The organism is Winslowiella toletana (assembly GCF_032164335.1).
GTDB classification, from domain to species: Bacteria; Pseudomonadota; Gammaproteobacteria; order Enterobacterales; family Enterobacteriaceae; genus Erwinia; species Erwinia toletana_A.
Genome location: NZ_CP134152.1, coordinates 4,127,243 through 4,153,106, shown reverse-complemented (window position 1 = coordinate 4,153,106; position 25,864 = coordinate 4,127,243). Strand labels below are relative to the sequence as shown.

The following is a 25,864-nucleotide window of genomic DNA, read 5'->3' as shown; positions in this document are numbered from 1 at the left end:
GTGCAGGTGTGCTGGTCGTCTGACTAACTTGAACGAAAGTAAGAGAGATAGCGACGTTTAATCGGCAATTTTCGCGCCTCCAGTTCGATCTTTAGCCTGGCGGCATCGACCATCTGCAGATAGCGCGGACTGTGAGCGAGAAACTCATCGGCCGCAATGCCGCGCAGGCGACGGACGTCAAACTGACCGAAGCCACTTTCCGTTAAACTGCGGCTGATGGCCTGGTACAGGCAGTCACCATCGGCGGCAATCGGAATAATTTCTCCCGGCGCTGTTTCAATATCGTAATGCCCCATGCCTGACGGTTCGCTGTATCTCAGCGCGACGTGCAGCTCTGCCGGCTGCGGCTGATAACGTCCCGTCACGCAGCGTTCGTCCTGCCCCTGGCGATAGATATGACTCACACCGTCCCGGTTTACGGTCAGCACCGTGTCTGACGGCAGCTGCGCCGAATTGATCAGTAACACGGCCGCCTGCTCACCCAGTTCAGAGTGCCAGGCACCCGGCGCGCGCAGCATTGAGTCGGCCATCAACGCCACATCTGCGCTGCTGAAGGTGATGTCCGTTGGGGGGGCAAGCTCGCTGCTCGCCGCCGCCGGTTCGGCTTTTATCTCCGTCTGGGCCTTCAGATATTCATCGCCATAGCTGATAAAGTACTCCTCACCCGGCATTACGTCCCGGGTGGTGACCAGCATGGTAAGATTTTTACCGAAACGCACGGCGGCAACGTTATTGCTGGCAATCGCGGGATTGTTACCCAACTGGCCGGTATTGATATTTTTGGTGATATTCCCGCTTGCCAGGCCGCTGACGGTACGCGTGATGGCATTGGTGCCAAAAAGATAGGCGGAGGTGCGGTCTGCCCCCTGTTTCCTGCGCTCGTGCTGCAGCGATTTGACAGAAGCATGATAGATGCCAGCATAGGGTGCCAGCAGGGTCAGTGACGGAATAATCTCTCTGCTGCCGTTAAATACGCCGTTGCCCAGTGAAATAATCTCGCCGTTCACCTCATGGCAGGTTGGCGCGGTTATCATGCGGTCACCGGCGGTAATCTCCAGCGTGGTTTCATGCTCCACTGCCTGGCGAAAGGCTTCAGACAGCTTCATTTTTGCCGCTTTGCTCTCCTTTGAGGGCATACCGGCAAAGATGCTATTCAGCTCACCCCAGTTGGTGGTATTGATCTCACTGGCCGACGCTTTGCCTTCGGCCTGAAGCGTCAGGCTGCGGGAGGGATCGTCCGGATCGCGCAGAATAGGGAGATCATTTCGGATGGTGTCCTGCTGCGGTAGTTCGAGCTGCTCTCTGTTCAACACCATGCCTCGATCATCCAGCGTGATTTGCCAGATTTTACCGCGTTGCTGATCGGTTATCAGAGATGACTCCGTTTTGATTGCCGCTCCTGTTATCTCCGGTGCAACGGCTTGAGGATGGGGAAGCTCATTGGTGATGGATTTGTTGTGCAGCTTCAGCGATTTTGCTGGCCGTTTGGCGCAGTAGCGTTTCCAGAGTATTGCCCCTCGGGGTTTCAGTCCGTTTTCATCGACCAGTCTGGAAAAATAGCTGTATCTCAAACCATGTTCAACGGCGTACTGTTTCACCCCCATTTTTTTCAGCTCCTCGGTCATATTGGACCAGGTCTCCAGATGCGGAAGATAGTTCAGTGGGCCGGGGTGAGTTTTATTAAGTATCGCGTTGCCATCGGCCGTCAGTCCGGAATCATTGGCCAGTTTTGCCCAGGTATGTTTATTAATCCCTTTACTCAGAGCATAGTTTTTTGCTCCTTCCCGAATTGCTTCGGTTTTTTCAGTAATTTTTTGCCATTGCTGACAGTGATAGGCAATAAACGACTGATGATCCTGCATTGTACTGGATGGTTGCGTCACCGGTATGCTGCTGCTGTCAGGAATAGCGGAGACAGTATTATCAGCTTGATGCGTTATTGCCGCTGCCGGGAATGCAGCAACCGGGGTAGGTGACAGATCCGGCTGTTGCGAAAGCAGGACTCTTGTCTCATTAGCATAGATGCCAGAAAGTAACCGCTTGGTGCCCTTATTGCTCAGGCCGTTTTTGTTGGCAAGAAACGAAAACGTCCGGTAATTGAGTACATGTTTATTTGCGTAGTTTCTTACTGCATCATCAGCATTCCTTTCGGCGTCCGACAGCTTAAGCCAGCCCAGCAGATGAATATCATATCCCTTGCGACTTTTATCAGACGGCATCAATCTGCGTTGGCCCTCTTCGGTTAATCCGCTATCGGTAGCCAGCTCTGACCAGTAAGAACTATTGAGGCTGTTGAGTTCAGCGTAACCCCTTGCACCGCCAACCCTTGCTCTGAATTCAGGACTTTTGGTGATCCATAACTGACACTGAAGGCTGTAATCGATCTTGCCGCCAGTTGTCAGAGTAGCCATCATTTTTTTATGTCCTTTTTCAGTCAGGCCCTGGTCGGTGGCATACATTGACCAGTATCGGTGTATCAGGTTGCGGCTATCAGCGTACAGGCGTGCGCTGCCTGCTGGCAGGTTTCCATTCCTGGATATTTGCTGCCATATAATGCAATGCTGGCCATAATCGTTTCCTGAAGGGAAGTTGAGGGCAGCCATTCGCTGATTTCCCTCGTCGGTTAGCCCGATGTCGTTAGCCAGCCTGAGCCAGCAATCAACGCTTAACCGATTATCGACGGCATACTGCGCTGCGCCACCGGCCTGCTGCCGCGCCTGCTGTTGCATCTCGTGCCAGATTTTGCAGTACTTGCCGTAATTAACATGCTGATCGCCGGCATAGCCAATTAACTGTTTTAGTCCCTGGTTCGACAAGCCCTCCTCGTTGACCAGTCTCTTCCAGGTCGACAGGCACAGATTATGCGTGTAGGCATACTTTCTGGAGCCACCTGCATCGGCCTTTTCCTTAGCCGACATTCTGTCCCAGTTATCCAGATGATCGTAATAGCCGATTCTGCGTGTTTCAGCCGGCGCGGGTGCCAGCCGGTCTACTCCAGATTGTTGCAGTCCTCGACGGCCAACCATTCGTTCCCACGTCGAGACAGTTATCTTGTTCGCTTCGGCATAGCCTAATGGCCCGCCCCACATCTCCCGTAGATCCTGTCCCATTGTTTTCCAGTTATTCAGATGAAAGATATAATCGGCTTTCTTATTGACCGATGATGCTGCAACCAGCGCTTCACCCTCGTCGCGCAATCGATCGTTCTGAGCCAGTTGCTGCCAGAATCGGGCATCAATATTGTGGGTTCTGCCATAGCCCTGTGCACCACCAAAGTTATCCCGCTGTGCCTGGATCATGTTTTGCCAGATTCTGCAGTGGTCGGTAAGGCTGAGTCCGTCGGATTGTTGCGGATCGTCACCGGAGATACTGGTAGCGGGCTCTGTGGCACGAATCTCTTTAGCTTTCGGCAGCAGTGGCGGCGAGCCATGACGTTTAACCATATAGATTGAAACATCCTGCCAGGTGGCGATGATCTGGCTGAGATCCGGCTGCGATACGCTGTGGACGGTATTGATATTATTGGCATAACAGATGGCCTGGCTAAGCTGCGCCAGCGTCACGGTCCCACCGGCGCTGGCATCGGTATTTTCCGTGGCTTCAGCCGGTGGATCCAGCTGAGAAAACAGCGATGTGAACGCGTTCTGCAACGGCAGCGGCAGTTGGTCCAGTCGCCGCTGCTGGCCGAGACTGGCGACGCACTGCTCAATATGGCTCAACGCCGCCGCCTGGTTCTGCTGGCGGTGGGATACCGTATCCGTTCCGGCGGCATTGTCCTGGAGCTGATGCAACTGGGTCAGCAGCTGATTTTCAACCGGCGACATCGGGCGCAGATTATCCGGCAGCGGCGGGGCGGACAGGTTTTTGCCTGCGAAAATCTCAGAAACCCGCAGGCAGGGCTGATAACTGATCGGATCGTCAGCGCTGTCGCTGCTGTCATAATCCGGGCCGGTGGCTGACGTCAGCGGACTGGCAGAGTGAGAAGGACCCGCCTGAGGAGGCGATGAACACTTACTGGTGCCCAGTCCGAACGCAGGCCCGGCGTCACTGTTCGCTCCGTCGGGAAGCAGCACTGGATTCAGCGCATAGTGTTCCCACTGGCGTTGCAGCTCCTGCCTGACGTCAAACACCGCTATCCGCAGCGGCAAATCATCACTTTTTTCACGATATCCGGCGATCCTGACCTGGCGATCCTCGTCGGTTACGATCAGCTTGCGCAGCATGTGTCCCTGCTTAACCGGAGCCTGCGCGTAAGGCGCGGTTTTATGCGCGGTCTCACCGCCTTTGATGGCCCCCATGGTACGAAACAGCAGATTGCGCACCGCATAGTCGCCGGTTTTGCGCGCCTCGATCAGATCTTTGCGCCGGACCCTGACGACAAACGACGGTGCTTTATTAATGCGCGTTTCATCGCGGGTAATGTGGCTGTTGACCCCGTCGATCTCCTTCAGCGTCACGATGCGTTGTTTCCGGGTGCTTTCCACCTGGCAGACGATCTCCACTTCCTCGTTCAGCCACTCCTGCTCACGCCGCATGCTGTCGAGCCGATCCTCGCGCTGCTCTGTCCAGGCCTGGCCCTTCAGCTCCCTCTGCTGCTGATATAAGCGGTAGTCGGCCTGCTGCTGCCGGGTTCGTTCCGCATCCTGCTGCGCCTTCGTTCGGTTTCCGCACTCGATGAAAAACTGATTATCGGCGGTGAAGGTGTCCAGCGCTTCACGCAGTTTTATCCAGTTGCGCTGTTTTTTCATTTTCTGCTCAAGCTGCAGGTTGAGTGCCGTCAGGCTGAAATTCAGGCGGCTGAAGAATTCCGGATCGTTGACCAGCTGCAGACTGCGCTGCGCTGCGTGGTAAATCTGACCGTCGGCCAGCACTTCCTGTAAATGGCGACGGGCGTCGGAATCCAGTGCGGTGCAGAAGGTGAAGCACTCCAGCAGAGCGGGCAGCAGCGACTGGTCATGCGGCGTAGCTGCCAACGTGCTGACGATACGGTAGCCGGGCAGGTGTTCGCCGAGTGCGCGGACTAAAGCTGCACGAGCCTCGCGGCTGGTTTCCAGTAACGCCAGCCACCTGAGCGTCGTCAGCTTTTTTGCTTTGGAGGCAGTGGTTTGCTGACGTGTCCGGTCCCATGCCAGCCTCAGTGCGTTCAGTTTGCCAATGACGTCACCGGTCAGCACGCGGCTAATGTCGCTGCTCAGGCCGGTGACAGTGCGCTCTATACCGGTGACGGCGGGAGGCCCGGTCCGGTCCGTCGCAAACAGATCCTGCATAATTATCTGGCGGACAACCTGCTGCATGCGTGGAATCTCCGTAGTTCGCAGCGCGAGGCGGAGGGACGCTTGCCTGTCGGCGATAAAACTTCGCAGTCGCCCGGCCGATGCTTTTTCCTCTGCCCCGATGCCGCTGATGCGTCCCTGCTCAATACTCTGCAATCGGTTAGTCAGCGCACTGAGATCGTCAAGGGTGCGCTCGCCGCCTTGCAAAGCGTGCAGCAGGGCGAGATCACGGTACAGGGCGGGCAGTGCGGAATCGCGGCTGGTAGTGACCTGGCTGTCGGGCAACCCCTGAAAACGGCGCTGAATCAGCTCAAGATCGGCGCGTAAGGCGACGGTGATGGCGTTGCCGCGCTCAGCCAACAGTCTGGTGGAAAGGCTGTAAAGCTGCCGGGCAAACATCTGTGGGGCAGCGGCTGGCGGCGCTATTCCGGTGGTAGCCAGCGCTCGTGCTGCATCAGGCAGGCAGAGTGCAGCACTGACGGAGGCGGGCACCGGCAGCGGGTTAAAATGAATCGCGGCAGCGGGGGCGGAAAGCGTATCCGGCTGCGACAGCGTGGCTGCGGATCGTGGGAGAAGCTGGTCAGCCTGTAGCGTGGGAGCTGCGTTGGCATGTGGGCTGTTAGTAACGTGGCGAAGATTCTCAGCCAGGGCTGATGAACTGCCGATTAAATCAGCAACTGGGGCAAGCTGCGTTCTGTTACTTATACAGGCAATAGCGTTGTTTTCCATACGCGCACCTGCTCCGCTGTCAGGCCGTGATTTCAGGTCTTTTTTGACTGAAATAATTTCGGCAGGTTAACAAATGTAGACGGAAGTACAATTACTCTTACCGTTAAAACAGCGATATGGTCTTTTTTTGCGAACAGCAGGGCGGTATTTATCTGATGAATTTGCTGTCTGTATTTTAACCAATCTGTTTCTGTGATAGCGTCCGGATATGTCAAACGGAATGACAGGTAAGATAATATGGCATCTACACCCGCCCCACATGATTCGATATTCAGGCAGTTGCTTAGCCATCCCGAAACCGCCAGAGATTTTCTGCAGATTCATCTGCCTGCGCAACTGCAGTCACACTGCAACCTTGATACTCTGCAACTGGCGTCGGGAAACTTTATTGAAGAGGACCTGCGACCGTATTACTCAGATGTGTTGTATTCGCTGGAAGCAGGGTGCGGTGACGGGTATGTTTATTGCCTGATTGAGCATCAGAGCTCGCCGGATAAACAGATGACCTTCCGGCTGATGCGCTATGCCATTGCGGCGATGCAGCGCCACCTTGATGCCGGGCATCTTCAGCTGCCGCTGGTGATCCCGTTGTTGTTTTATCACGGACAGGTCAGCCCTTATCCTTACCCGATGAACTGGCTGCATGCTTTCAGCGATCCGGAGCTGGCGGCACAACTGTACAGCAGCGATTTTCCGCTGGTTGACGTGACTGCCATTCCTGATGACGAAATCATGACGCACAGGCGAGTGGCGATGCTGGAGCTGTTGCAGAAACATATTCGCCTGCGCGATCTTGCCGAGTTGCGCGAGCGGCTGGTCACACTGCTGCACAGTGGATACACTACTGGAGAGCGGCTGAGCTCACTGCTGCAATATATGCTTCAGGTGGGAGATACCGCGGCCGCTGGCTTCTTTATTCGCGAGCTGGCACAACGTTCACCGCAACATGAGGAACTACTGATGACTATTGCACAAAAGCTGGAACAGAAAGGGCGTCAGGAAGGACGTCAGGAAGGGCGTATTGAGGGAATTCAGCTGGGTGAGCTGAAGGCAAAACGAGAAGTTGCCCGGATGATGCTGGCTAAAGGCTTATCCCCCTCCGTTGTGATAGAAATGACCGGTCTGACAGAAGACGAACTAAAAAAAATTCATCACTAACCGGCCAAAAGATCTGCCTTTACCGCCGCCGTGGCTAACTGGAGCGAAAGTGAGAAAGATAGCGGCGTTTAACCGGCAGTTTTCGTGCTTCCAGCTCCACTTTGAGCCTGGCAACATCAACCATTTGCAGATAGCGCGGGCTATGGGCAAGAAACTCGTTGGCCGCGATATCGCGTAAGCGCTTGAAGTCAAAATTGTTGTGGCCTCCTTCGCTTAAGCCGCGACTGACGGCTTGATACAGGCAGTTGCCATCCGGCGCAATCGGAATAATCCGCCCCGGTGCTGTTTCAACATCGTAATGCCCCATGCCTGATAGTTCGCGATACCTCAGTCCGACGTGTGTCTCTCCCGGCTGGGGCTGATAGCCTCCCGTGATAAAGTGTTCGTCCTGCCCCTGACGATAAATATGGGTCACTTCGTCCCGCTTAACGGTCAGCACTGTACCGGACGGCAGCTGTGCCGAATTTATCAGCAATACCGCCGCCTGTTCCCCCAGTTCAGAGTGCCAGGCACCCGGCGCGCGCAGCATCGAGTCGGCCATCCTGACAAGATCTTCAGGGCTGAAAGTGATCTCCGGAGATGTCGCAATCTGCCTGATCTGCTCTGCCGGTTCAGCTTTTACCTCAGTCCCGGCCTTCTGAAATTCATCGCCATAATTGATAAAGTACTCCTCACCCGGCATCACGTCCCGGGTGGTGACCAGCATGGTAAGGTTTTTACCGAAACGTACGGCGGTAACGTTATTGCTGGCAATGGCGGGATTGTTACCCAACTGGCCGGTATTGATATTTTTGCTGATATTCCCGCTTGCCAGGCCGCTGACGGTACGCGTGATGGCATTGGTGCCAAAAAGGTAGGCTGAGGTGCGATCTGCCCCCTGTTTCCTGCGCTCGTTCTGCAGCGATCTGACAGAAGCATGATAGATGCCAGCATAGGGTGCCAGCAGAGTCAGCGACGGAACGATCTGCTTGCTGCCGTTAAATACGCCATTGCCCAGCGAAATAATCTCGCCGTTCACCTCATGGCAGGTTGGCGCGGTCATCATGCGGTCACCGGCGGTAATATCCAGCGTAGTTTCGTGCTCCACCGCGTGGCGAAAGGCTTCGGACAGCTTCGTTTTTGCTGCTTTCCTCTCCTTTGAGGGCATACCGGCAAAGATACTATTCAGCTCACCCCAGTTGGTGGTATTGATCTCACTGGCCGACGCTTTGCCTTCGGCCTGAAGCGTCAGGCTGCGGGAAGGATCGTCCGGATCGCGCAGGATAGGGAAATCATTGCGGATGCTATCCTGTTGAGTCGGCTGTGGGATATCGAGCTGCTCCCGGTTAAGCGTCATACCTTGATCATCCAGCGTGATTTGCCAGATATTCTCGCGTTGGAGGCTGGCTGGCTGAGGCAACTCAGTTTTTATTGCCACCACTGGCGTCTCTGTTCCAGGCGATTGAGAGGCAGTCGTCTCAGTGACGAGAGATTTGGCGCGTAAGATCAGGGATTTTGCTGGTCGTCTGGCGTGGTGTCGCTCAAGAATTCTTATCCCTTTGGGTTTCAGTCCGTTTTTATCAACCAGCCGGGAAAAATAGCTGTATCTTAAATTATGCTTCAAAGCGTACTCTTTCACCCCCAGATTTTTCAGCTCTTCGGTGATATTGGACCACGCCTCAAGATGCGGAAAATAGTTCATCGGGCCGGGAAGCGTTTTATTCATCACCGCGTATCCATCCACTGTCAGTCCGGAATCATTGGCCAGCTTTGCCCAGGTAAACCGGTTGATGCCATTTCTCAACGCATAGTTTTTTGCCCCTGCTTTGATTAATTCGTTTTCTGCGGTTATCTTCTGCCATTGTCGGCAGTGATAAGATATAAATGATTGATGATCCTGAATTTCGCTGGATGATTGCGATGCAGAGATGCTGTCAGTTGCAGGGCTGCAGGAGAACATATTGTCCGAATGGGGTGTTGTCGTCTCTGCAGAAGATGTTGATACAGTGGTCGGCGACAGATCTGATTGCTGGAAAAGAATGGCTCTCGCCTCATCGGCAAAGGCTCCGGATAGCAACCGTTCCACGCCCTTATTCGACAGGCCGTTTCTGTTGGCAAGAAACGAAAAGGTTTTATGATGAAGCCCATGCTGATCTGCATAGTTTCTCACGGCATCGTCGGCGTTTTTCTCATCATCCGGCAACTTAAGCCAGCCGAGCAGATGAATATCGTAATCTTTTCTGCTTCTGTCGGTCTGGGTCAGCCTGCTAAGGCCCTCATCGGTTAATCCGGTGTCGGTGGCCAGCGCTAACCAGTGCATACCAAGATTGTTAAGTTTAGCGTAGCCTCTTGCGCCGCCAACCCTGGCTCTGAACTCGGGCGTTCTGGAGATCCATATCTGGCACTGAAAGCTGTAATCAATTTTTCCTCCACTCGCCAGAGTAGCCATCATTTTTTCGCGCCCTTTTTCAGTCAGGCCCTGATCGGTAGCGTAGCTTGACCAGTATCGATGCGTCAGACGACGCACATCCCCGTAACCGCGTACGCCGCCCGCTTGCTGTTTTTCTTCCGCAGACATCCGATCCCAGATTATACAGTGATGACCATAATCGCTAATCGCGGGAGAGTTGTGTGCAGACATTCTGATTCTTCCTTCCGCAGTTAATCCGCTGTCGTCAGCCAGCCTGAGCCAGCAGTCGACGCTTAACTGATTATCGACGGCATATTTCACCACTCCCCCGGCCAGCTGACGTGCCTGCTGCTGCATGCCATGCCAGATCTCACAGTGCCTGCCGTAGCTGGTATGATTCGCACCGATATAGCTGATTAACCGCAGTTGGCCCATGTTTGACAGCCCATCTTCGTTGACCAGCCTTTTCCAGGTCGACAGATTCAATTTATGCGAATGGGCATAATTTCTGGCACCACCGGCAGCGGCTTTTTCCTCTACCGACATTTTGTCCCAGCAAACCAGGTGGTCGTAATAGCCGATTCTGCGCGAGTTAACCGGCACCGGCACCAGCCTGTCTCTGCCTGGCTGTTGCAGTCCGCGGCGGCCGACCATTCTTTCCCAGGTCGACACGGTTATTTCGTTCGCACTGGCATAACCTTGAGGACCGCCCCACATCTCCCGTTGCTCCTGGCTCATCGACTTCCAGTTGCCCAGATGGAGAATATAGTCAGTTTTCTTTATGGCCGCTGACGCCGCCACCAGCGCTTCGCCCTCGTCGCGTAATCGATCGTCACAAGCCAGCTGCTGCCAGAAGCGGGCATCAATGTTGACGGTTTTGCCATAGCCCTGTGCACCACCAAAGTTATCCCGCTGTGCCTGGCCCATGTTTCGCCAGATTCTGCAGTGGTCGGCAAGGCTGAGCCCGGCGGGCTGTTGCGGATTAATACCAGAGGTACTGGCGGCAGGCTCTGTGGCGCGCGTCACTTTGGCTTTAGGCAGCAGCGGCGGCGAGCCCTGACGTTTAACCATATAGAGGGATATATCCTGCCAGGTTGAGATGATCTGGCTGAGATCCGGCTGCGATATGCTGTGAACGGTATTGATATTATTGGCATAACGAATGGCCTGGCTGAGCTGCGCCAGCGTCACTGCACCGCCGAAGGTGGCATCGGTGTTTTCAGTGGCCTCAGCCGGGGGCTCCAGCTCAGAAAACAGCGACGCGAAGGCGTTCTGTAGCGGGAGTGGCAGTTGATCCAGCCGCCGCTCCCGGCCGAGGTTGGCCACGCACTGCTCCAGTTGCATCAGCGCTGCCGCCTGATCCTGCTGGCGTCTGCGTCCGGCATCAGCGGCGGTGATGTTGCCGTGCAGCTGATGTAGCTGGCTCAGCAGCTGATTTTCAACTGGTGACATTGGCCGCAGGTTATCCGTCAGCGGTGTGTCGGGCGGGTTTCTGCGGCCAAAAATCTCGGAAACCCGCAGGCAGGGTTGATAGCTGATCGAGCCTTCAGTACTGTCGCTGCTGTCTGAGTCCGGGGCATGAGCGGTGGCTGACGTCAGCGGACTGGCAGGGCGAAAAGGAGCCGCATGAGGCGGTGAGCTCTTACTGGTGCCCAGCCCGAACGCAGGCCGGGCGTCACTGTTCGCTCCGTCGGGAAGCAGTATCGGATTCAGCGCATAGTGTTCCCACTGGCGTTGCAGCTCCTGTCTGACGTCAAACACCGCTATCCGCAGCGGCAAATCATCACTTTTTTCACGATATCCGGCGATCCTGACCTGGCGATCTTCGTCGGTTACGATCACCTTGCGCAGCGCGTGCCCCTGCTTAACCGGAGCCTGCGCGAAAGGCGTGGTTTTATGCGCGGTCTCACCGCCTTTGATGGCCCCCATGGTACGAAACAGCAGATTGCGCACCGCATAGTCGCCGGTTTTGCGCGCCTCGATCAGATCTTTGCGCCGGACCCTGACGACAAACGACGGTGCTTTATTAATGCGCGTTTCATCGCGGGTAATGTGGCTGTTGACCCCGTCGATCTCCTTCAGCGTCACGATGCGTTGTTTCCGGGTGCTTTCCACCTGGCAGACGATCTCCACTTCCTCGTTCAGCCACTCCTGCTCACGCCGCATGCTGTCGAGCCGATCCTCGCGCTGCTCTGTCCAGGCCTGGCCCTTCAGCTCCCTCTGCTGCTGATATAAGCGGTAGTCGGCCTGCTGCTGCCGGGTTCGTTCCGCATCCTGCTGCGCCTTCGTTCGGTTTCCGCACTCGATGAAAAACTGATTATCGGCGGTGAAGGTGTCCAGCGCTTCACGCAGTTTTATCCAGTTGCGCTGTTTTTTCATTTTCTGCTCAAGCTGCAGGTTGAGTGCCGTCAGGCTGAAATTCAGGCGGCTGAAGAATTCCGGATCGTTGACCAGCTGCAGACTGCGCTGCGCTGCGTGGTAAATCTGACCGTCGGCCAGCACTTCCTGTAAATGGCGACGGGCGTCGGAATCCAGTGCGGTGCAGAAGGTGAAGCACTCCAGCAGAGCGGGCAGCAGCGACTGGTCATGCGGCGTAGCTGCCAACGTGCTGACGATACGGTAGCCGGGCAGGTGTTCGCCGAGTGCGCGGACTAAAGCTGCACGAGCCTCGCGGCTGGTTTCCAGTAACGCCAGCCACCTGAGCGTCGTCAGCTTTTTTGCTTTGGAGGCAGTGGTTTGCTGACGTGTCCGGTCCCATGCCAGCCTCAGTGCGTTCAGTTTGCCAATGACGTCACCGGTCAGCACGCGGCTAATGTCGCTGCTCAGGCCGGTGACAGTGCGCTCTATACCGGTGACGGCGGGAGGCCCGGTCCGGTCCGTCGCAAACAGATCCTGCATAATTATCTGGCGGACAACCTGCTGCATGCGTGGAATCTCCGTAGTTCGCAGCGCGAGGCGGAGGGACGCTTGCCTGTCGGCGATAAAACTTCGCAGTCGCCCGGCCGATGCTTTTTCCTCTGCCCCGATGCCGCTGATGCGTCCCTGCTCAATACTCTGCAATCGGTTAGTCAGCGCACTGAGATCGTCAAGGGTGCGCTCGCCGCCTTGCAAAGCGTGCAGCAGGGCGAGATCACGGTACAGGGCGGGCAGTGCGGAATCGCGGCTGGTAGTGACCTGGCTGTCGGGCAACCCCTGAAAACGGCGCTGAATCAGCTCAAGATCGGCGCGTAAGGCGACGGTGATGGCGTTGCCGCGCTCAGCCAACAGTCTGGTGGAAAGGCTGTAAAGCTGCCGGGCAAACATCTGTGGGGCAGCGGCTGGCGGCGCTATTCCGGTGGTAGCCAGCGCTCGTGCTGCATCAGGCAGGCAGAGTGCAGCACTGACGGAGGCGGGCACCGGCAGCGGGTTAAAATGAATCGCGGCAGCGGGGGCGGAAAGCGTATCCGGCTGCGACAGCGTGGCTGCGGATCGTGGGAGAAGCTGGTCAGCCTGTAGCGTGGGAGCTGCGTTGGCATGTGGGCTGTTAGTAACGTGGCGAAGATTCTCAGCCAGGGCTGATGAACTGCCGATTAAATCAGCAACTGGGGCAAGCTGCGTTCTGTTACTTATACAGGCAATAGCGTTGTTTTCCATACGCGCACCTGCTCCGCTGTCAGGCCGTGATTTCAGGTCTTTTTTGACTGAAATAATTTCGGCAGGTTAACAAATGTAGACGGAAGTACAATTACTCTTACCGTTAAAACAGCGATATGGTCTTTTTTTGCGAACAGCAGGGCGGTATTTATCTGATGAATTTGCTGTCTGTATTTTAACCAATCTGTTTCTGTGATAGCGTCCGGATATGTCAAACGGAATGACAGGTAAGATAATATGGCATCTACACCCGCCCCACATGATTCGATATTCAGGCAGTTGCTTAGCCATCCCGAAACCGCCAGAGATTTTCTGCAGATTCATCTGCCTGCGCAACTGCAGTCACACTGCAACCTTGATACTCTGCAACTGGCGTCGGGAAACTTTATTGAAGAGGACCTGCGACCGTATTACTCAGATGTGTTGTATTCGCTGGAAGCAGGGTGCGGTGACGGGTATGTTTATTGCCTGATTGAGCATCAGAGCTCGCCGGATAAACAGATGACCTTCCGGCTGATGCGCTATGCCATTGCGGCGATGCAGCGCCACCTTGATGCCGGGCATCTTCAGCTGCCGCTGGTGATCCCGTTGTTGTTTTATCACGGACAGGTCAGCCCTTATCCTTACCCGATGAACTGGCTGCATGCTTTCAGCGATCCGGAGCTGGCGGCACAACTGTACAGCAGCGATTTTCCGCTGGTTGACGTGACTGCCATTCCTGATGACGAAATCATGACGCACAGGCGAGTGGCGATGCTGGAGCTGTTGCAGAAACATATTCGCCTGCGCGATCTTGCCGAGTTGCGCGAGCGGCTGGTCACACTGCTGCACAGTGGATACACTACTGGAGAGCGGCTGAGCTCACTGCTGCAATATATGCTTCAGGTGGGAGATACCGCGGCCGCTGGCTTCTTTATTCGCGAGCTGGCACAACGTTCACCGCAACATGAGGAACTACTGATGACTATTGCACAAAAGCTGGAACAGAAAGGGCGTCAGGAAGGACGTCAGGAAGGGCGTATTGAGGGAATTCAGCTGGGTGAGCTGAAGGCAAAACGAGAAGTTGCCCGGATGATGCTGGCTAAAGGCTTATCCCCCTCCGTTGTGATAGAAATGACCGGTCTGACAGAAGACGAACTAAAAAAAATTCATCACTAACCGGCCAAAAGATCTGCCTTTACCGCCGCCGTGGCTAACTGGAGCGAAAGTGAGAAAGATAGCGGCGTTTAACCGGCAGTTTTCGTGCTTCCAGCTCCACTTTGAGCCTGGCAACATCAACCATTTGCAGATAGCGCGGGCTATGGGCAAGAAACTCGTTGGCCGCGATATCGCGTAAGCGCTTGAAGTCAAAATTGTTGTGGCCTCCTTCGCTTAAGCCGCGACTGACGGCTTGATACAGGCAGTTGCCATCCGGCGCAATCGGAATAATCCGCCCCGGTGCTGTTTCAACATCGTAATGCCCCATGCCTGATAGTTCGCGATACCTCAGTCCGACGTGTGTCTCTCCCGGCTGGGGCTGATAGCCTCCCGTGATAAAGTGTTCGTCCTGCCCCTGACGATAAATATGGGTCACTTCGTCCCGCTTAACGGTCAGCACTGTACCGGACGGCAGCTGTGCCGAATTTATCAGCAATACCGCCGCCTGTTCCCCCAGTTCAGAGTGCCAGGCACCCGGCGCGCGCAGCATCGAGTCGGCCATCCTGACAAGATCTTCAGGGCTGAAAGTGATCTCCGGAGATGTCGCAATCTGCCTGATCTGCTCTGCCGGTTCAGCTTTTACCTCAGTCCCGGCCTTCTGAAATTCATCGCCATAATTGATAAAGTACTCCTCACCCGGCATCACGTCCCGGGTGGTGACCAGCATGGTAAGGTTTTTACCGAAACGTACGGCGGTAACGTTATTGCTGGCAATGGCGGGATTGTTACCCAACTGGCCGGTATTGATATTTTTGCTGATATTCCCGCTTGCCAGGCCGCTGACGGTACGCGTGATGGCATTGGTGCCAAAAAGGTAGGCTGAGGTGCGATCTGCCCCCTGTTTCCTGCGCTCGTTCTGCAGCGATCTGACAGAAGCATGATAGATGCCAGCATAGGGTGCCAGCAGAGTCAGCGACGGAACGATCTGCTTGCTGCCGTTAAATACGCCATTGCCCAGCGAAATAATCTCGCCGTTCACCTCATGGCAGGTTGGCGCGGTCATCATGCGGTCACCGGCGGTAATATCCAGCGTAGTTTCGTGCTCCACCGCGTGGCGAAAGGCTTCGGACAGCTTCGTTTTTGCTGCTTTCCTCTCCTTTGAGGGCATACCGGCAAAGATACTATTCAGCTCACCCCAGTTGGTGGTATTGATCTCACTGGCCGACGCTTTGCCTTCGGCCTGAAGCGTCAGGCTGCGGGAAGGATCGTCCGGATCGCGCAGGATAGGGAAATCATTGCGGATGCTATCCTGTTGAGTCGGCTGTGGGATATCGAGCTGCTCCCGGTTAAGCGTCATACCTTGATCATCCAGCGTGATTTGCCAGATATTCTCGCGTTGGAGGCTGGCTGGCTGAGGCAACTCAGTTTTTATTGCCACCACTGGCGTCTCTGTTCCAGGCGATTGAGAGGCAGTCGTCTCAGTGACGAGAGATTTGGCGCGTAAGATCAGGGATTTTGCTGGTCGTCTGGCGTGGTGTCGCTCAAGAATTCTTATCCCTTTGGGTTTCAGTCCGTTTTTATCAACCAGCCGGGAAAAATAGCTGTATCTTAAATTATGCTTCAAAGCGTACTCTTTCACCCCCAGATTTTTCAGCTCTTCGGTGATATTGGACCACGCCTCAAGATGCGGAAAATAGTTCATCGGGCCGGGAAGCGTTTTATTCATCACCGCGTATCCATCCACTGTCAGTCCGGAATCATTGGCCAGCTTTGCCCAGGTAAACCGGTTGATGCCATTTCTCAACGCATAGTTTTTTGCCCCTGCTTTGATTAATTCGTTTTCTGCGGTTATCTTCTGCCATTGTCGGCAGTGATAAGATATAAATGATTGATGATCCTGAATTTCGCTGGATGATTGCGATGCAGAGATGCTGTCAGTTGCAGGGCTGCAGGAGAACATATTGTCCGAATGGGGTGTTGTCGTCTCTGCAGAAGATGTTGATACAGTGGTCGGCGACAGATCTGATTGCTGGAAAAGAATGGCTCTCGCCTCATCGGCAAAGGCTCCGGATAGCAACCGTTCCACGCCCTTATTCGACAGGCCGTTTCTGTTGGCAAGAAACGAAAAGGTTTTATGATGAAGCCCATGCTGATCTGCATAGTTTCTCACGGCATCGTCGGCGTTTTTCTCATCATCCGGCAACTTAAGCCAGCCGAGCAGATGAATATCGTAATCTTTTCTGCTTCTGTCGGTCTGGGTCAGCCTGCTAAGGCCCTCATCGGTTAATCCGGTGTCGGTGGCCAGCGCTAACCAGTGCATACCAAGATTGTTAAGTTTAGCGTAGCCTCTTGCGCCGCCAACCCTGGCTCTGAACTCGGGCGTTCTGGAGATCCATATCTGGCACTGAAAGCTGTAATCAATTTTTCCTCCACTCGCCAGAGTAGCCATCATTTTTTCGCGCCCTTTTTCAGTCAGGCCCTGATCGGTAGCGTAGCTTGACCAGTATCGATGCGTCAGACGACGCACATCCCCGTAACCGCGTACGCCGCCCGCTTGCTGTTTTTCTTCCGCAGACATCCGATCCCAGATTATACAGTGATGACCATAATCGCTAATCGCGGGAGAGTTGTGTGCAGACATTCTGATTCTTCCTTCCGCAGTTAATCCGCTGTCGTCAGCCAGCCTGAGCCAGCAGTCGACGCTTAACTGATTATCGACGGCATATTTCACCACTCCCCCGGCCAGCTGACGTGCCTGCTGCTGCATGCCATGCCAGATCTCACAGTGCCTGCCGTAGCTGGTATGATTCGCACCGATATAGCTGATTAACCGCAGTTGGCCCATGTTTGACAGCCCATCTTCGTTGACCAGCCTTTTCCAGGTCGACAGATTCAATTTATGCGAATGGGCATAATTTCTGGCACCACCGGCAGCGGCTTTTTCCTCTACCGACATTTTGTCCCAGCAAACCAGGTGGTCGTAATAGCCGATTCTGCGCGAGTTAACCGGCACCGGCACCAGCCTGTCTCTGCCTGGCTGTTGCAGTCCGCGGCGGCCGACCATTCTTTCCCAGGTCGACACGGTTATTTCGTTCGCACTGGCATAACCTTGAGGACCGCCCCACATCTCCCGTTGCTCCTGGCTCATCGACTTCCAGTTGCCCAGATGGAGAATATAGTCAGTTTTCTTTATGGCCGCTGACGCCGCCACCAGCGCTTCGCCCTCGTCGCGTAATCGATCGTCACAAGCCAGCTGCTGCCAGAAGCGGGCATCAATGTTGACGGTTTTGCCATAGCCCTGTGCACCACCAAAGTTATCCCGCTGTGCCTGGCCCATGTTTCGCCAGATTCTGCAGTGGTCGGCAAGGCTGAGCCCGGCGGGCTGTTGCGGATTAATACCAGAGGTACTGGCGGCAGGCTCTGTGGCGCGCGTCACTTTGGCTTTAGGCAGCAGCGGCGGCGAGCCCTGACGTTTAACCATATAGAGGGATATATCCTGCCAGGTTGAGATGATCTGGCTGAGATCCGGCTGCGATATGCTGTGAACGGTATTGATATTATTGGCATAACGAATGGCCTGGCTGAGCTGCGCCAGCGTCACTGCACCGCCGAAGGTGGCATCGGTGTTTTCAGTGGCCTCAGCCGGGGGCTCCAGCTCAGAAAACAGCGACGCGAAGGCGTTCTGTAGCGGGAGTGGCAGTTGATCCAGCCGCCGCTCCCGGCCGAGGTTGGCCACGCACTGCTCCAGTTGCATCAGCGCTGCCGCCTGATCCTGCTGGCGTCTGCGTCCGGCATCAGCGGCGGTGATGTTGCCGTGCAGCTGATGTAGCTGGCTCAGCAGCTGATTTTCAACTGGTGACATTGGCCGCAGGTTATCCGTCAGCGGTGTGTCGGGCGGGTTTCTGCGGCCAAAAATCTCGGAAACCCGCAGGCAGGGTTGATAGCTGATCGAGCCTTCAGTACTGTCGCTGCTGTCTGAGTCCGGGGCATGAGCGGTGGCTGACGTCAGCGGACTGGCAGGGCGAAAAGGAGCCGCATGAGGCGGTGAGCTCTTACTGGTGCCCAGCCCGAACGCAGGCCGGGCGTCACTGTTCGCTCCGTCGGGAAGCAGTATCGGATTCAGCGCATAGTGTTCCCACTGGCGTTGCAGCTCCTGTCTGACGTCAAACACCGCTATCCGCAGCGGCAAATCATCACTTTTTTCACGATATCCGGCGATCCTGACCTGGCGATCTTCGTCGGTTACGATCACCTTGCGCAGCGCGTGCCCCTGCTTAACCGGAGCCTGCGCGAAAGGCGTGGTTTTATGCGCGGTCTCACCGCCTTTGATGGCCCCCATGGTACGAAACAGCAGATTGCGCACCGCATAGTCGCTGGTTTTGCGCGCCTCAATCAGGTCTTTGCGCCGGACCCTGACGACAAACGACGGCGCTTTGTTAATGCGCGTTTCATCGCGGGTAATGTGGCTGTTGACCCCGTTGACCTCCTTCAGCGTCACGATGCGTTGTTTCCGGGTGCTTTCTACCTGGCAAACGATCTCCACTTCCTCGTTCAGCCACTCCTGCTCACGGCCTATGCTGTCCAGCCGATCCTCGCGCTGATCTGTCCAGGCCTGGCCCTTCAGCTCCCTCTGCTGCTGATAGAACCGGTAGTCGGCCTGCTGCTGCGCATTTCGTTCCGCATCCTGCTGCGCCTTTAGTTTGTCGCCGTACAGCATCTGAAACTGGCTGTCGGCGGTAAAGTTGGCCAGCGCTTCGCGCAAATTCACCCAGTTACGCTGTTTTTTCATTTTCTGCTCAAGCTGCAGATTGAGGGCGGTCAGGCTGAAATTCAGGCGGCTGAAGAATTCCGGATCGTTGACCAGCTGCAGGCAGCGTTGCGCTGCGCGATAGAGCTGGCCGTCGGCCAGTACTTCCTGCAAATGGCGGCGGGCGTCGGAGTCCAGTGCGGTGCAGAAGGTGAAGCACTCCAGCAGGGCGGGCTGCAGCGACTGGTCATGCGGCGTTGCGGCGAGCGTGCTGACAATGCGGTAGCCGGGCAGATGTTCGCCGAGCGCACGGACTAATGCCGCGCGGGCCTCGCGGCTGGTTTCCAGTAGCGCCAGCCACCTGAGCGGCGTCAGCTTTTTTGCGCCTGAGGCGGTGGTTTTCTGGCGTGCAGAGTCCCACGTCAGCTTCAGCGCGTGTAGCTGGCGGACGGCGTCGCCGGACAGCAGGCGGCTGATGTCGGCGCTCAGCCGTGCGGTGGTGTATCCGTCGCCGGTGAAGCCGGGCGCGCTGGCCGGCTGTGCGGCAAACAGCCTTTGCATAATCATCTGGCTGACGGCCTGCTGCAGGCGCGGGATTCCGGTGGTTCGCAGCGCGAGGTGCAGGGACGTTTGTCTGCTCCGGATAAAGCTTCTCAGCCGCCCGGCCAACTCACGCTCGTCCGTTCCGATGCCCTCATGGCGGCCCTGTTCGATGCTCTCAAGCCGGGTGGTCAGCGACCGCAGATTATCCAGCGTACTTTCGCTGCTGCGGATAGCCTGGGCCAGCGCGAGGTCGCGGTTTAAAGCAGACAGCGCCAGTGGGTTCTGGTCACTGAACGGCTGAGAGACACATCCATCGGCCAGCCCCCGGAAGCGGTGCTGAATCAGCTCCAGGTCGGCGCGAAAAGCGGCGGTGATGGGATTGGCGCGGTCGGCCAACAGCCTGACGGCGAGGCTGAACATCTGGCGGGCAAAAACCAGCGGGGCGGACGCGCCGTCAGCTGGCACCGGCGATGCTATCCCGGCAGACGCCAGCGCCAGCGCGGCATCGGGCAAGCTGAGCGGGGTACCGGCGAGGGCGGGCAGCGGCAGCGGGGTAAAATGGACGGCGGTGACCGAAGCGGACGGATTGTCAGCCGGTAAAGACAAAGCATCCGGCCGCGGATATTGCCGGTCAGGCTGCGCTGCGCAAGCCTGATCGGCGGTAGCGCTGAAATAGGCGCTGTTGGTTATCTGGCGGACATTCTGCGCCAGGCCCGCTGTATGGCTGAAGGGAACCACAGCAGGTGCAAGCTGGGTGCTGTTGCTGATACGGGCAATAGCATTGTTTTCCATACGCGCGCCAGCTCCGGCTGCTAAATCCGTGAATGATGTCTGCAATAATTTCGGAGGGTAGCAAATGTAGACGTAAGTACAATTGCTGTTACTGTTAATACGGCGATATGGTCTTTTTTTGCGAACGGGAAAGGCGACGATTACCTGGCAGGAAGAATGGCTGTGGATGCCAGAGGCGGCGGGAATGCCGCCTCTGTGAAGCTTATGTTATCCTGAAATCAGTTCAGCTCGTCGGGATTTGGCCCTAAACGATTACCCTGATCCAGTTTGGCAATTTCAGAGATCTCTGGTTTTTCCAGGCGGAAATCAAACACCTTAAAGTTCTCTTCAATACGTGCCGGCGTTACCGATTTAGGAATCACCACCAGTCCGCTGTCAAGGTGCCAGCGAATCACAATCTGCGCGGCAGTTTTACCGTATTTCTTCGCCAGCTTTTTAATGATTTCCTGATCGAATACGCCTTTACCGCCCTGGGCCAGTGGGCTCCAGGATTCAGTCTGAATTTGATGCAGGGCATTCCAGGCGTGTAATTCGCGCTGTTGCAGCATTGGGTGCAGTTCAATCTGATTCACAACTGGCGTAACGCCGGTTTCATCAATCAGGCGTTTCAGGTGCGGCTGATTAAAGTTACAGACACCAATACTTTTGGTCAGCCCTTGCTTTTGCAGCTCGATCATGGCTTTCCAGGCGTCGACATAATTGTCATTATCCGGACAAGGCCAGTGCATCAGATAGAGATCGACACTCTCCAGCTGCAGTTTTTTCAGGCTGGTTTCAATCGCTTTATCGGCATTCAGCTGATCGTCATTCCACAGTTTCGTGGTAATAAAGATCTCGTCGCGTGCGACGTCAGTCTCCTGTAATGCCTGCCCGATAGCTTCTTCATTCTTGTAGATAGCCGCGGTATCAATGGAACGATAGCCGACGTCCAGTGCCTTCAGCGCGGCATTGCGCGCATCCTCAATGCTGGCCTGCCAGACGCCGAGTCCGAGTTGCGGCATCATATTGCCATCACGCAGCTTAATTATCGGTTGATCTACCATAACATCTCCTTTCTGGCGAGTTAGCCGGTGCCAGCGGCACCGGTTTTTAACAGTAGAGTCTAGTCAATAAATGGCATTAATGATTAACGCGCGTCTTCGAAGATCTGACGACTGACCTCAAGCGTAATGTCTTTGTGCTCACCCAGTTGTGTCAGTCCTTTCTCTTCGAGCTTCGCCAGCAGGGCCGGAATGGAACTGCCATCCAGCTGATAATCCTTCATGCGGGTCGGAATACCCATGGCTTCGAAGAACTCACGAGTGGCGGTAATTGCCAGGTCAATGCGCTGCTCTTCATTGCCTTCTTTAAAGCCCCAGACGCGTTCAGCATATTGCAGCAGCTTGCCACGTTTTTGCTCACGCTTGATGTTCATCAGTGATGGCAATACGATAGCCAGCGTTTGCGCGTGGTCGATGCCGTGCATCGCGGTCAGTTCATGGCCGAGCATGTGGGTGGCCCAGTCCTGCGGGACGCCAGCACCAATCAGGCCGTTCAGCGCCATGGTGGCACTCCACATCACATTGGCACGAACCGCATAGTTTTCGGGTTCTTTCAGCGCTTTTGGACCCTCTTCAATCAACGTCAGTAGCAGGCCTTCGGCAAAGCGATCCTGCACTTTGGCATCAACCGGATAAGTCAGATACTGCTCAATGGTATGAACAAAAGCATCGACCACGCCGTTAGCAATCTGACGTTCTGGCAGGGTGTAGGTGTACACCGGGTCCAGTACGGCAAACAGCGGCTGTACGAACGGAGAGCTGAAAGCCTGCTTGTCGCCAGTGGCGCGACGGGTAATCACCGCACCGCTGTTGGATTCTGAACCGGTAGCAGGCAGCGTCAGCACTGATCCCATCGGCAGCGCCTGTTGGATATCAGCCCCACGTGTTTTCAGAATGTTCCAGGGTTCTTCGCCGTAGAACGCCGCGGCGGCAATAAACTTGGTGCCATCCAGCACCGAACCGCCGCCAACTGCCAGCAGAAAATCGATTTTTTGCGCTTTAACCACTTCAACGGCTTTCATCAGCGTTTCATAAGATGGGTTCGGCTCAATACCGCCGAACTCCTGCACGTCGAAATCTTTCAGCGCGCTGTAGACCTGATCCATTACGCCGGTTTTTTTAACGCTGCCGCCGCCAAAGGTAATCAGCACTTTGCTGCCGACGGGAATTTCTTTGCTTAAATGTGCAATCTGGCCCTGACCGAAAAGGATGCGGGTTGGGGTATGAAGAGTAAAGTTGTTCATCATTATTCGCCTTATATAGGGGTTATCTGGTGTAACGTGATAACTATTGTCGGGATTCAGCGCTGAACTCACAATGCTCAATTCTGCCTTAATCTTGCCTGTTTCTACAATTCACTGGAGAATTGCGCAGTGGCAGTGCACTATTCCTCGCATCAAAAAGTTACAGAGAATGAGATTATGGATCGTGACGCAATTTGTCGCCGTCTGGCGCAGCAGGTGGTGACGTTAATGACCGATGGCAAAGCCTCACTGGCCTCGGTGCCGGATATCAAGCTACTCTACGCCAATGCCCCCTGTGCGCGGACGCCAGTGATGTATAAGCCCGGCATCATCATCTTATTTCAGGGGCAAAAGACCGGTTATCTTGGCACCAGCGTGTTTCATTATGATGCCAGCCAGTATCTGATGCTGACGGTGCCGTTGCCGTTTGAGTGCGAGACTTTCGCTACTGCCGAAGCGCCGCTGGCGGGAATCTCACTCAGTGTCGATAGCCTGACATTGCAGGATCTGCTAATCGATATTGGCGATGACGATAGTTTTCAGCCGCAGCCGCAAACGCGCGGTATTCAGTCGTCGTTACTGACCGAAGAGATGCTGTGCGCCTGTGAGCGGCTGTTGGATGTGATGTCCAATCCACGTGATGCGCGGGTGCTTGGGCGGCAAATTGTGCGCGAAATTCTCTATCACGTACTGCTGGGGCCGTGTGGTGGCGCACTGCTGGCGCTGATTAGTCGTCAGACGCAGTTCAGCCAGATTGTCCGTTCACTGCGCCGAATTGAACATCATTACACCGAGAATCTCAGTGTCGATCTGCTGGCGGCTGAGGTGAATATGAGCGTGTCAGCTTTTCACCATAACTTTAAGGCGGTTACCAGTACTTCGCCGTTACAGTACCTGAAAAGCTACCGACTGCATCAGGCGCGTATGATGATGCTACACGACGGCCTGAAGGCCAGTGTGGCGGCAATGAAAGTGGGCTACGAGAGTGCCTCTCAGTTTTCACGCGAGTTTAAGCGCTTTTTTGGTGTGACGCCGGGAGAGGAAATTTCAAGAATGCGCGCCTCCTGAAGAGGCGTCGGCGAGCGGGCTGAATTGCTCAGGCCCGCTGTTTTTTATGTTTATGTTTCCAGATCATCACAATGCTGCCAATCAGACCGATAAACAGCAGGGCCACAGGCAGAATGATCAGGATCGCCATCACCTGGTCTTCATGGCGTTTAATAAATGGCACCTGGCTGATGCCATAGCCGAAAGCCACCACAATTGTGACCCACAGCAAGCCGCTCAGCCAGTTAAAAAACTGAAAGCGACCGTTTTTCAGGCCAGAAATCCCCGCCATGGTTGGCAGCAGCGTACGCACAAAGGCGAGAAAGCGGCCTACCAGCAGCGCCAGCAATCCGTGACGGTTAAACATATGCCAGGCGCGCTGGTGATATTGCGCCGGCAGATGCATCAGCCAGCTTTTCACCAGTTGAGTATTTCCCAGCCAGCGGCCTTGCAAATAACTTAACCAGCAGCCCAGACTGGCGGCGGTGGTCAGAATCACCATGGTCGGCACAAAGTCCATTACCCCTTTCGCTACCATGGCACCGGCCAGCAATAACAGGCTGTCACCGGGTAAAAATGAGGCAGGTAATAAACCATTTTCAAGAAACAGGGTAATAAACATCACCCCATAAACAATCCAGACAACATCCGGATTGGCCAGCGCAGCAAAGTCCTGATGCCAGAGCGCCTGCACAATCTCATGTAAAACACCCATGTTTTATCCTGTTAACTACGGCTACTTAGTTTATTGTAGCCGCAAAAGGCAAGCGGCATCTTGATCTGTGGCGCGAAGATACCGGATTGTTGAATCTTGATTAAGATTTCTCTCGCCAGACAGTCATTATTCGCTAATACGCTTAAATCCGGCGGCCAGATCGTCGAGCAAATCCTCAACGTTTTCCAGTCCAATATGCAAGCGTACCAGTGTACCGCTAAAGTCAACGCCAGCGACAGGGCGGATTTCTGCCAGCTCTTCCGGCTGATTCGCCAGAATCAGTGATTCATAGCCGCCCCAGGAGTAGGCCATACTGAAATGCTCGAAATGATCGAGATAGTCTGCCAGCTGCTGCGGCGTTAACTTTTGCTTTAACACAAAAGAGAACAGTCCGCTGCTGCCGCTGAAATCACGTTTCCAGAACTGATGGCCTTTGCATTGCGGCAGCGCTGGATGGTTCACCACCGCCACTTCCGGGCGTTCAGCCAGCCAGTTGGCGATGCGGATACTGCTCTCTTCATGCTGACGCAGGCGGACCGCCAGCGTACGTAAGCCCCGGCTGGTCATATAGGCGGTGTCGGCATCGACCATCTGACCCATCAGATAGGAGTTCTCCCGCAGCTGCGGCCAGCAGCGCTCATTAGCCACCGCCGTGCCAATCATCGCGTCGGAGTGACCAATCAGATATTTGGTGCCTGCCTGAATCGAAATATCGACGCCGAAATCAAGCGCACGAAACAGTATTCCGGCTCCCCAGGTATTATCCAGCATGATAATCGCCTCGGGCGCTTTGCTGCGCACCGCGGCGACAATCGCCGGAACATCCTGCACTTCCATGGTGATCGAGCCGGGCGACTCGAGAAACACTACTTTGGTATTCGGCTGTACCAGTTCGGCGATTTCAGCACCGATACTGTGATCAAACCAGCGGGTCGAGACATTCATTTTGCTGAGGATTTTGGTACAGAAGTCCTGCGTCGGTTCATACACTGAGCCGCTCATCAGCACGTTATCACCTGCTGCGACAAAGGCCAGAATGGCGTTTGCCACCGCAGCTGCGCCGCAAGGATAGAGCGCACAGCCTGCGCCACCTTCCAGCTCGGTCATCGCTTCCTGTAGTGAGAAGTGCGTCAGCGTACCGCGTCGGCCATAGAACAGTTCTCCGCTGGCTCGTCCGGCGGTGGCGCGCTTTTTATCCGCAACGGTATCGAAAACCAGTGAAGAGGCGCGCTGAATTACGCTGTTTACGGAACCCTGAGTGAATTTTTTAGCCCGACCGGCAGCGATCAAGGTGGTTTCAATTTTCTTCGTCGTCATACCTAACGCGTCCTGCTAACCCCATAAGATAAATAACAACTTAACATGATTAGCCCGGCGGGTTTATAACGAAAACAGATAATCACCGTGCGCCCGGGCG

Annotated in this window: 10 protein-coding genes; 3 read left to right on the top strand and 7 right to left on the bottom strand. The window is 55.2% G+C overall.

Annotated elements, in window-relative coordinates; translation table 11 throughout:
• Positions 1–23: 23 nt before the first annotated feature.
• Positions 24–6,002 (bottom strand): hypothetical protein, encoded by a 5,979-nt coding sequence (locus RIN69_RS18940; protein ID WP_313853761.1) that lies wholly within the window; start codon positions 6,000–6,002, stop codon positions 24–26.
• 237 nt (positions 6,003–6,239) lie between these two features.
• Between RIN69_RS18940 and RIN69_RS18935 the strand changes: the two genes are divergently transcribed.
• A complete protein-coding gene (locus RIN69_RS18935) occupies positions 6,240–7,160 on the top strand; it encodes an Rpn family recombination-promoting nuclease/putative transposase (protein WP_313853759.1) in 921 nt (306 codons plus the stop codon).
• 34 nt (positions 7,161–7,194) lie between these two features.
• On the opposite strand, the gene RIN69_RS18930 is transcribed toward RIN69_RS18935, so the two are convergent.
• Positions 7,195–13,182, bottom strand: a complete 5,988-nt coding sequence (locus tag RIN69_RS18930) for a hypothetical protein (RefSeq protein ID WP_313853760.1) — start codon at positions 13,180–13,182, stop codon at positions 7,195–7,197.
• 237 nt (positions 13,183–13,419) lie between these two features.
• Between RIN69_RS18930 and RIN69_RS18925 the strand changes: the two genes are divergently transcribed.
• Complete coding sequence (locus RIN69_RS18925; RefSeq protein WP_313853759.1) at positions 13,420–14,340, top strand: Rpn family recombination-promoting nuclease/putative transposase; 921 nt, start codon at positions 13,420–13,422, stop codon at positions 14,338–14,340.
• A gap of 34 nt (positions 14,341–14,374) precedes the next feature.
• Here RIN69_RS18925 and RIN69_RS18920 read toward each other — a convergent pair whose 3' ends face one another.
• From RIN69_RS18920 to yqhD, 3 genes are all read right to left on the bottom strand, one after another.
• On the bottom strand, positions 14,375–20,401 hold the full coding sequence (locus RIN69_RS18920; protein ID WP_313853758.1) for a hypothetical protein: 6,027 nt from the start codon (positions 20,399–20,401) through the stop codon (positions 14,375–14,377).
• A gap of 218 nt (positions 20,402–20,619) precedes the next feature.
• A complete protein-coding gene (dkgA, locus tag RIN69_RS18915; protein WP_313853757.1) occupies positions 20,620–21,444 on the bottom strand; it encodes a 2,5-didehydrogluconate reductase DkgA in 825 nt (274 codons plus the stop codon).
• A gap of 83 nt (positions 21,445–21,527) precedes the next feature.
• Entirely contained in the window at positions 21,528–22,685 is a 1,158-nt protein-coding gene (gene yqhD, locus RIN69_RS18910; RefSeq protein ID WP_313857807.1) for an alcohol dehydrogenase, read from the bottom strand.
• Positions 22,686–22,862: 177 nt separating this feature from the next.
• Between yqhD and RIN69_RS18905 the strand changes: the two genes are divergently transcribed.
• Positions 22,863–23,753, top strand: coding sequence for an AraC family transcriptional regulator (locus RIN69_RS18905; RefSeq protein WP_313853756.1), 891 nt, complete (start codon positions 22,863–22,865; stop codon positions 23,751–23,753).
• Positions 23,754–23,781: 28 nt separating this feature from the next.
• On the opposite strand, the gene RIN69_RS18900 is transcribed toward RIN69_RS18905, so the two are convergent.
• Both RIN69_RS18900 and metC read right to left on the bottom strand, forming a co-directional pair.
• On the bottom strand, positions 23,782–24,447 hold the full coding sequence (locus RIN69_RS18900) for a DedA family protein (RefSeq protein ID WP_313853755.1): 666 nt from the start codon (positions 24,445–24,447) through the stop codon (positions 23,782–23,784).
• Positions 24,448–24,573: 126 nt separating this feature from the next.
• Entirely contained in the window at positions 24,574–25,764 is a 1,191-nt protein-coding gene (gene metC / locus RIN69_RS18895) for a cystathionine beta-lyase (RefSeq protein WP_313853754.1), read from the bottom strand.
• Between the last annotated feature and the right edge of the window lie 100 nt (positions 25,765–25,864).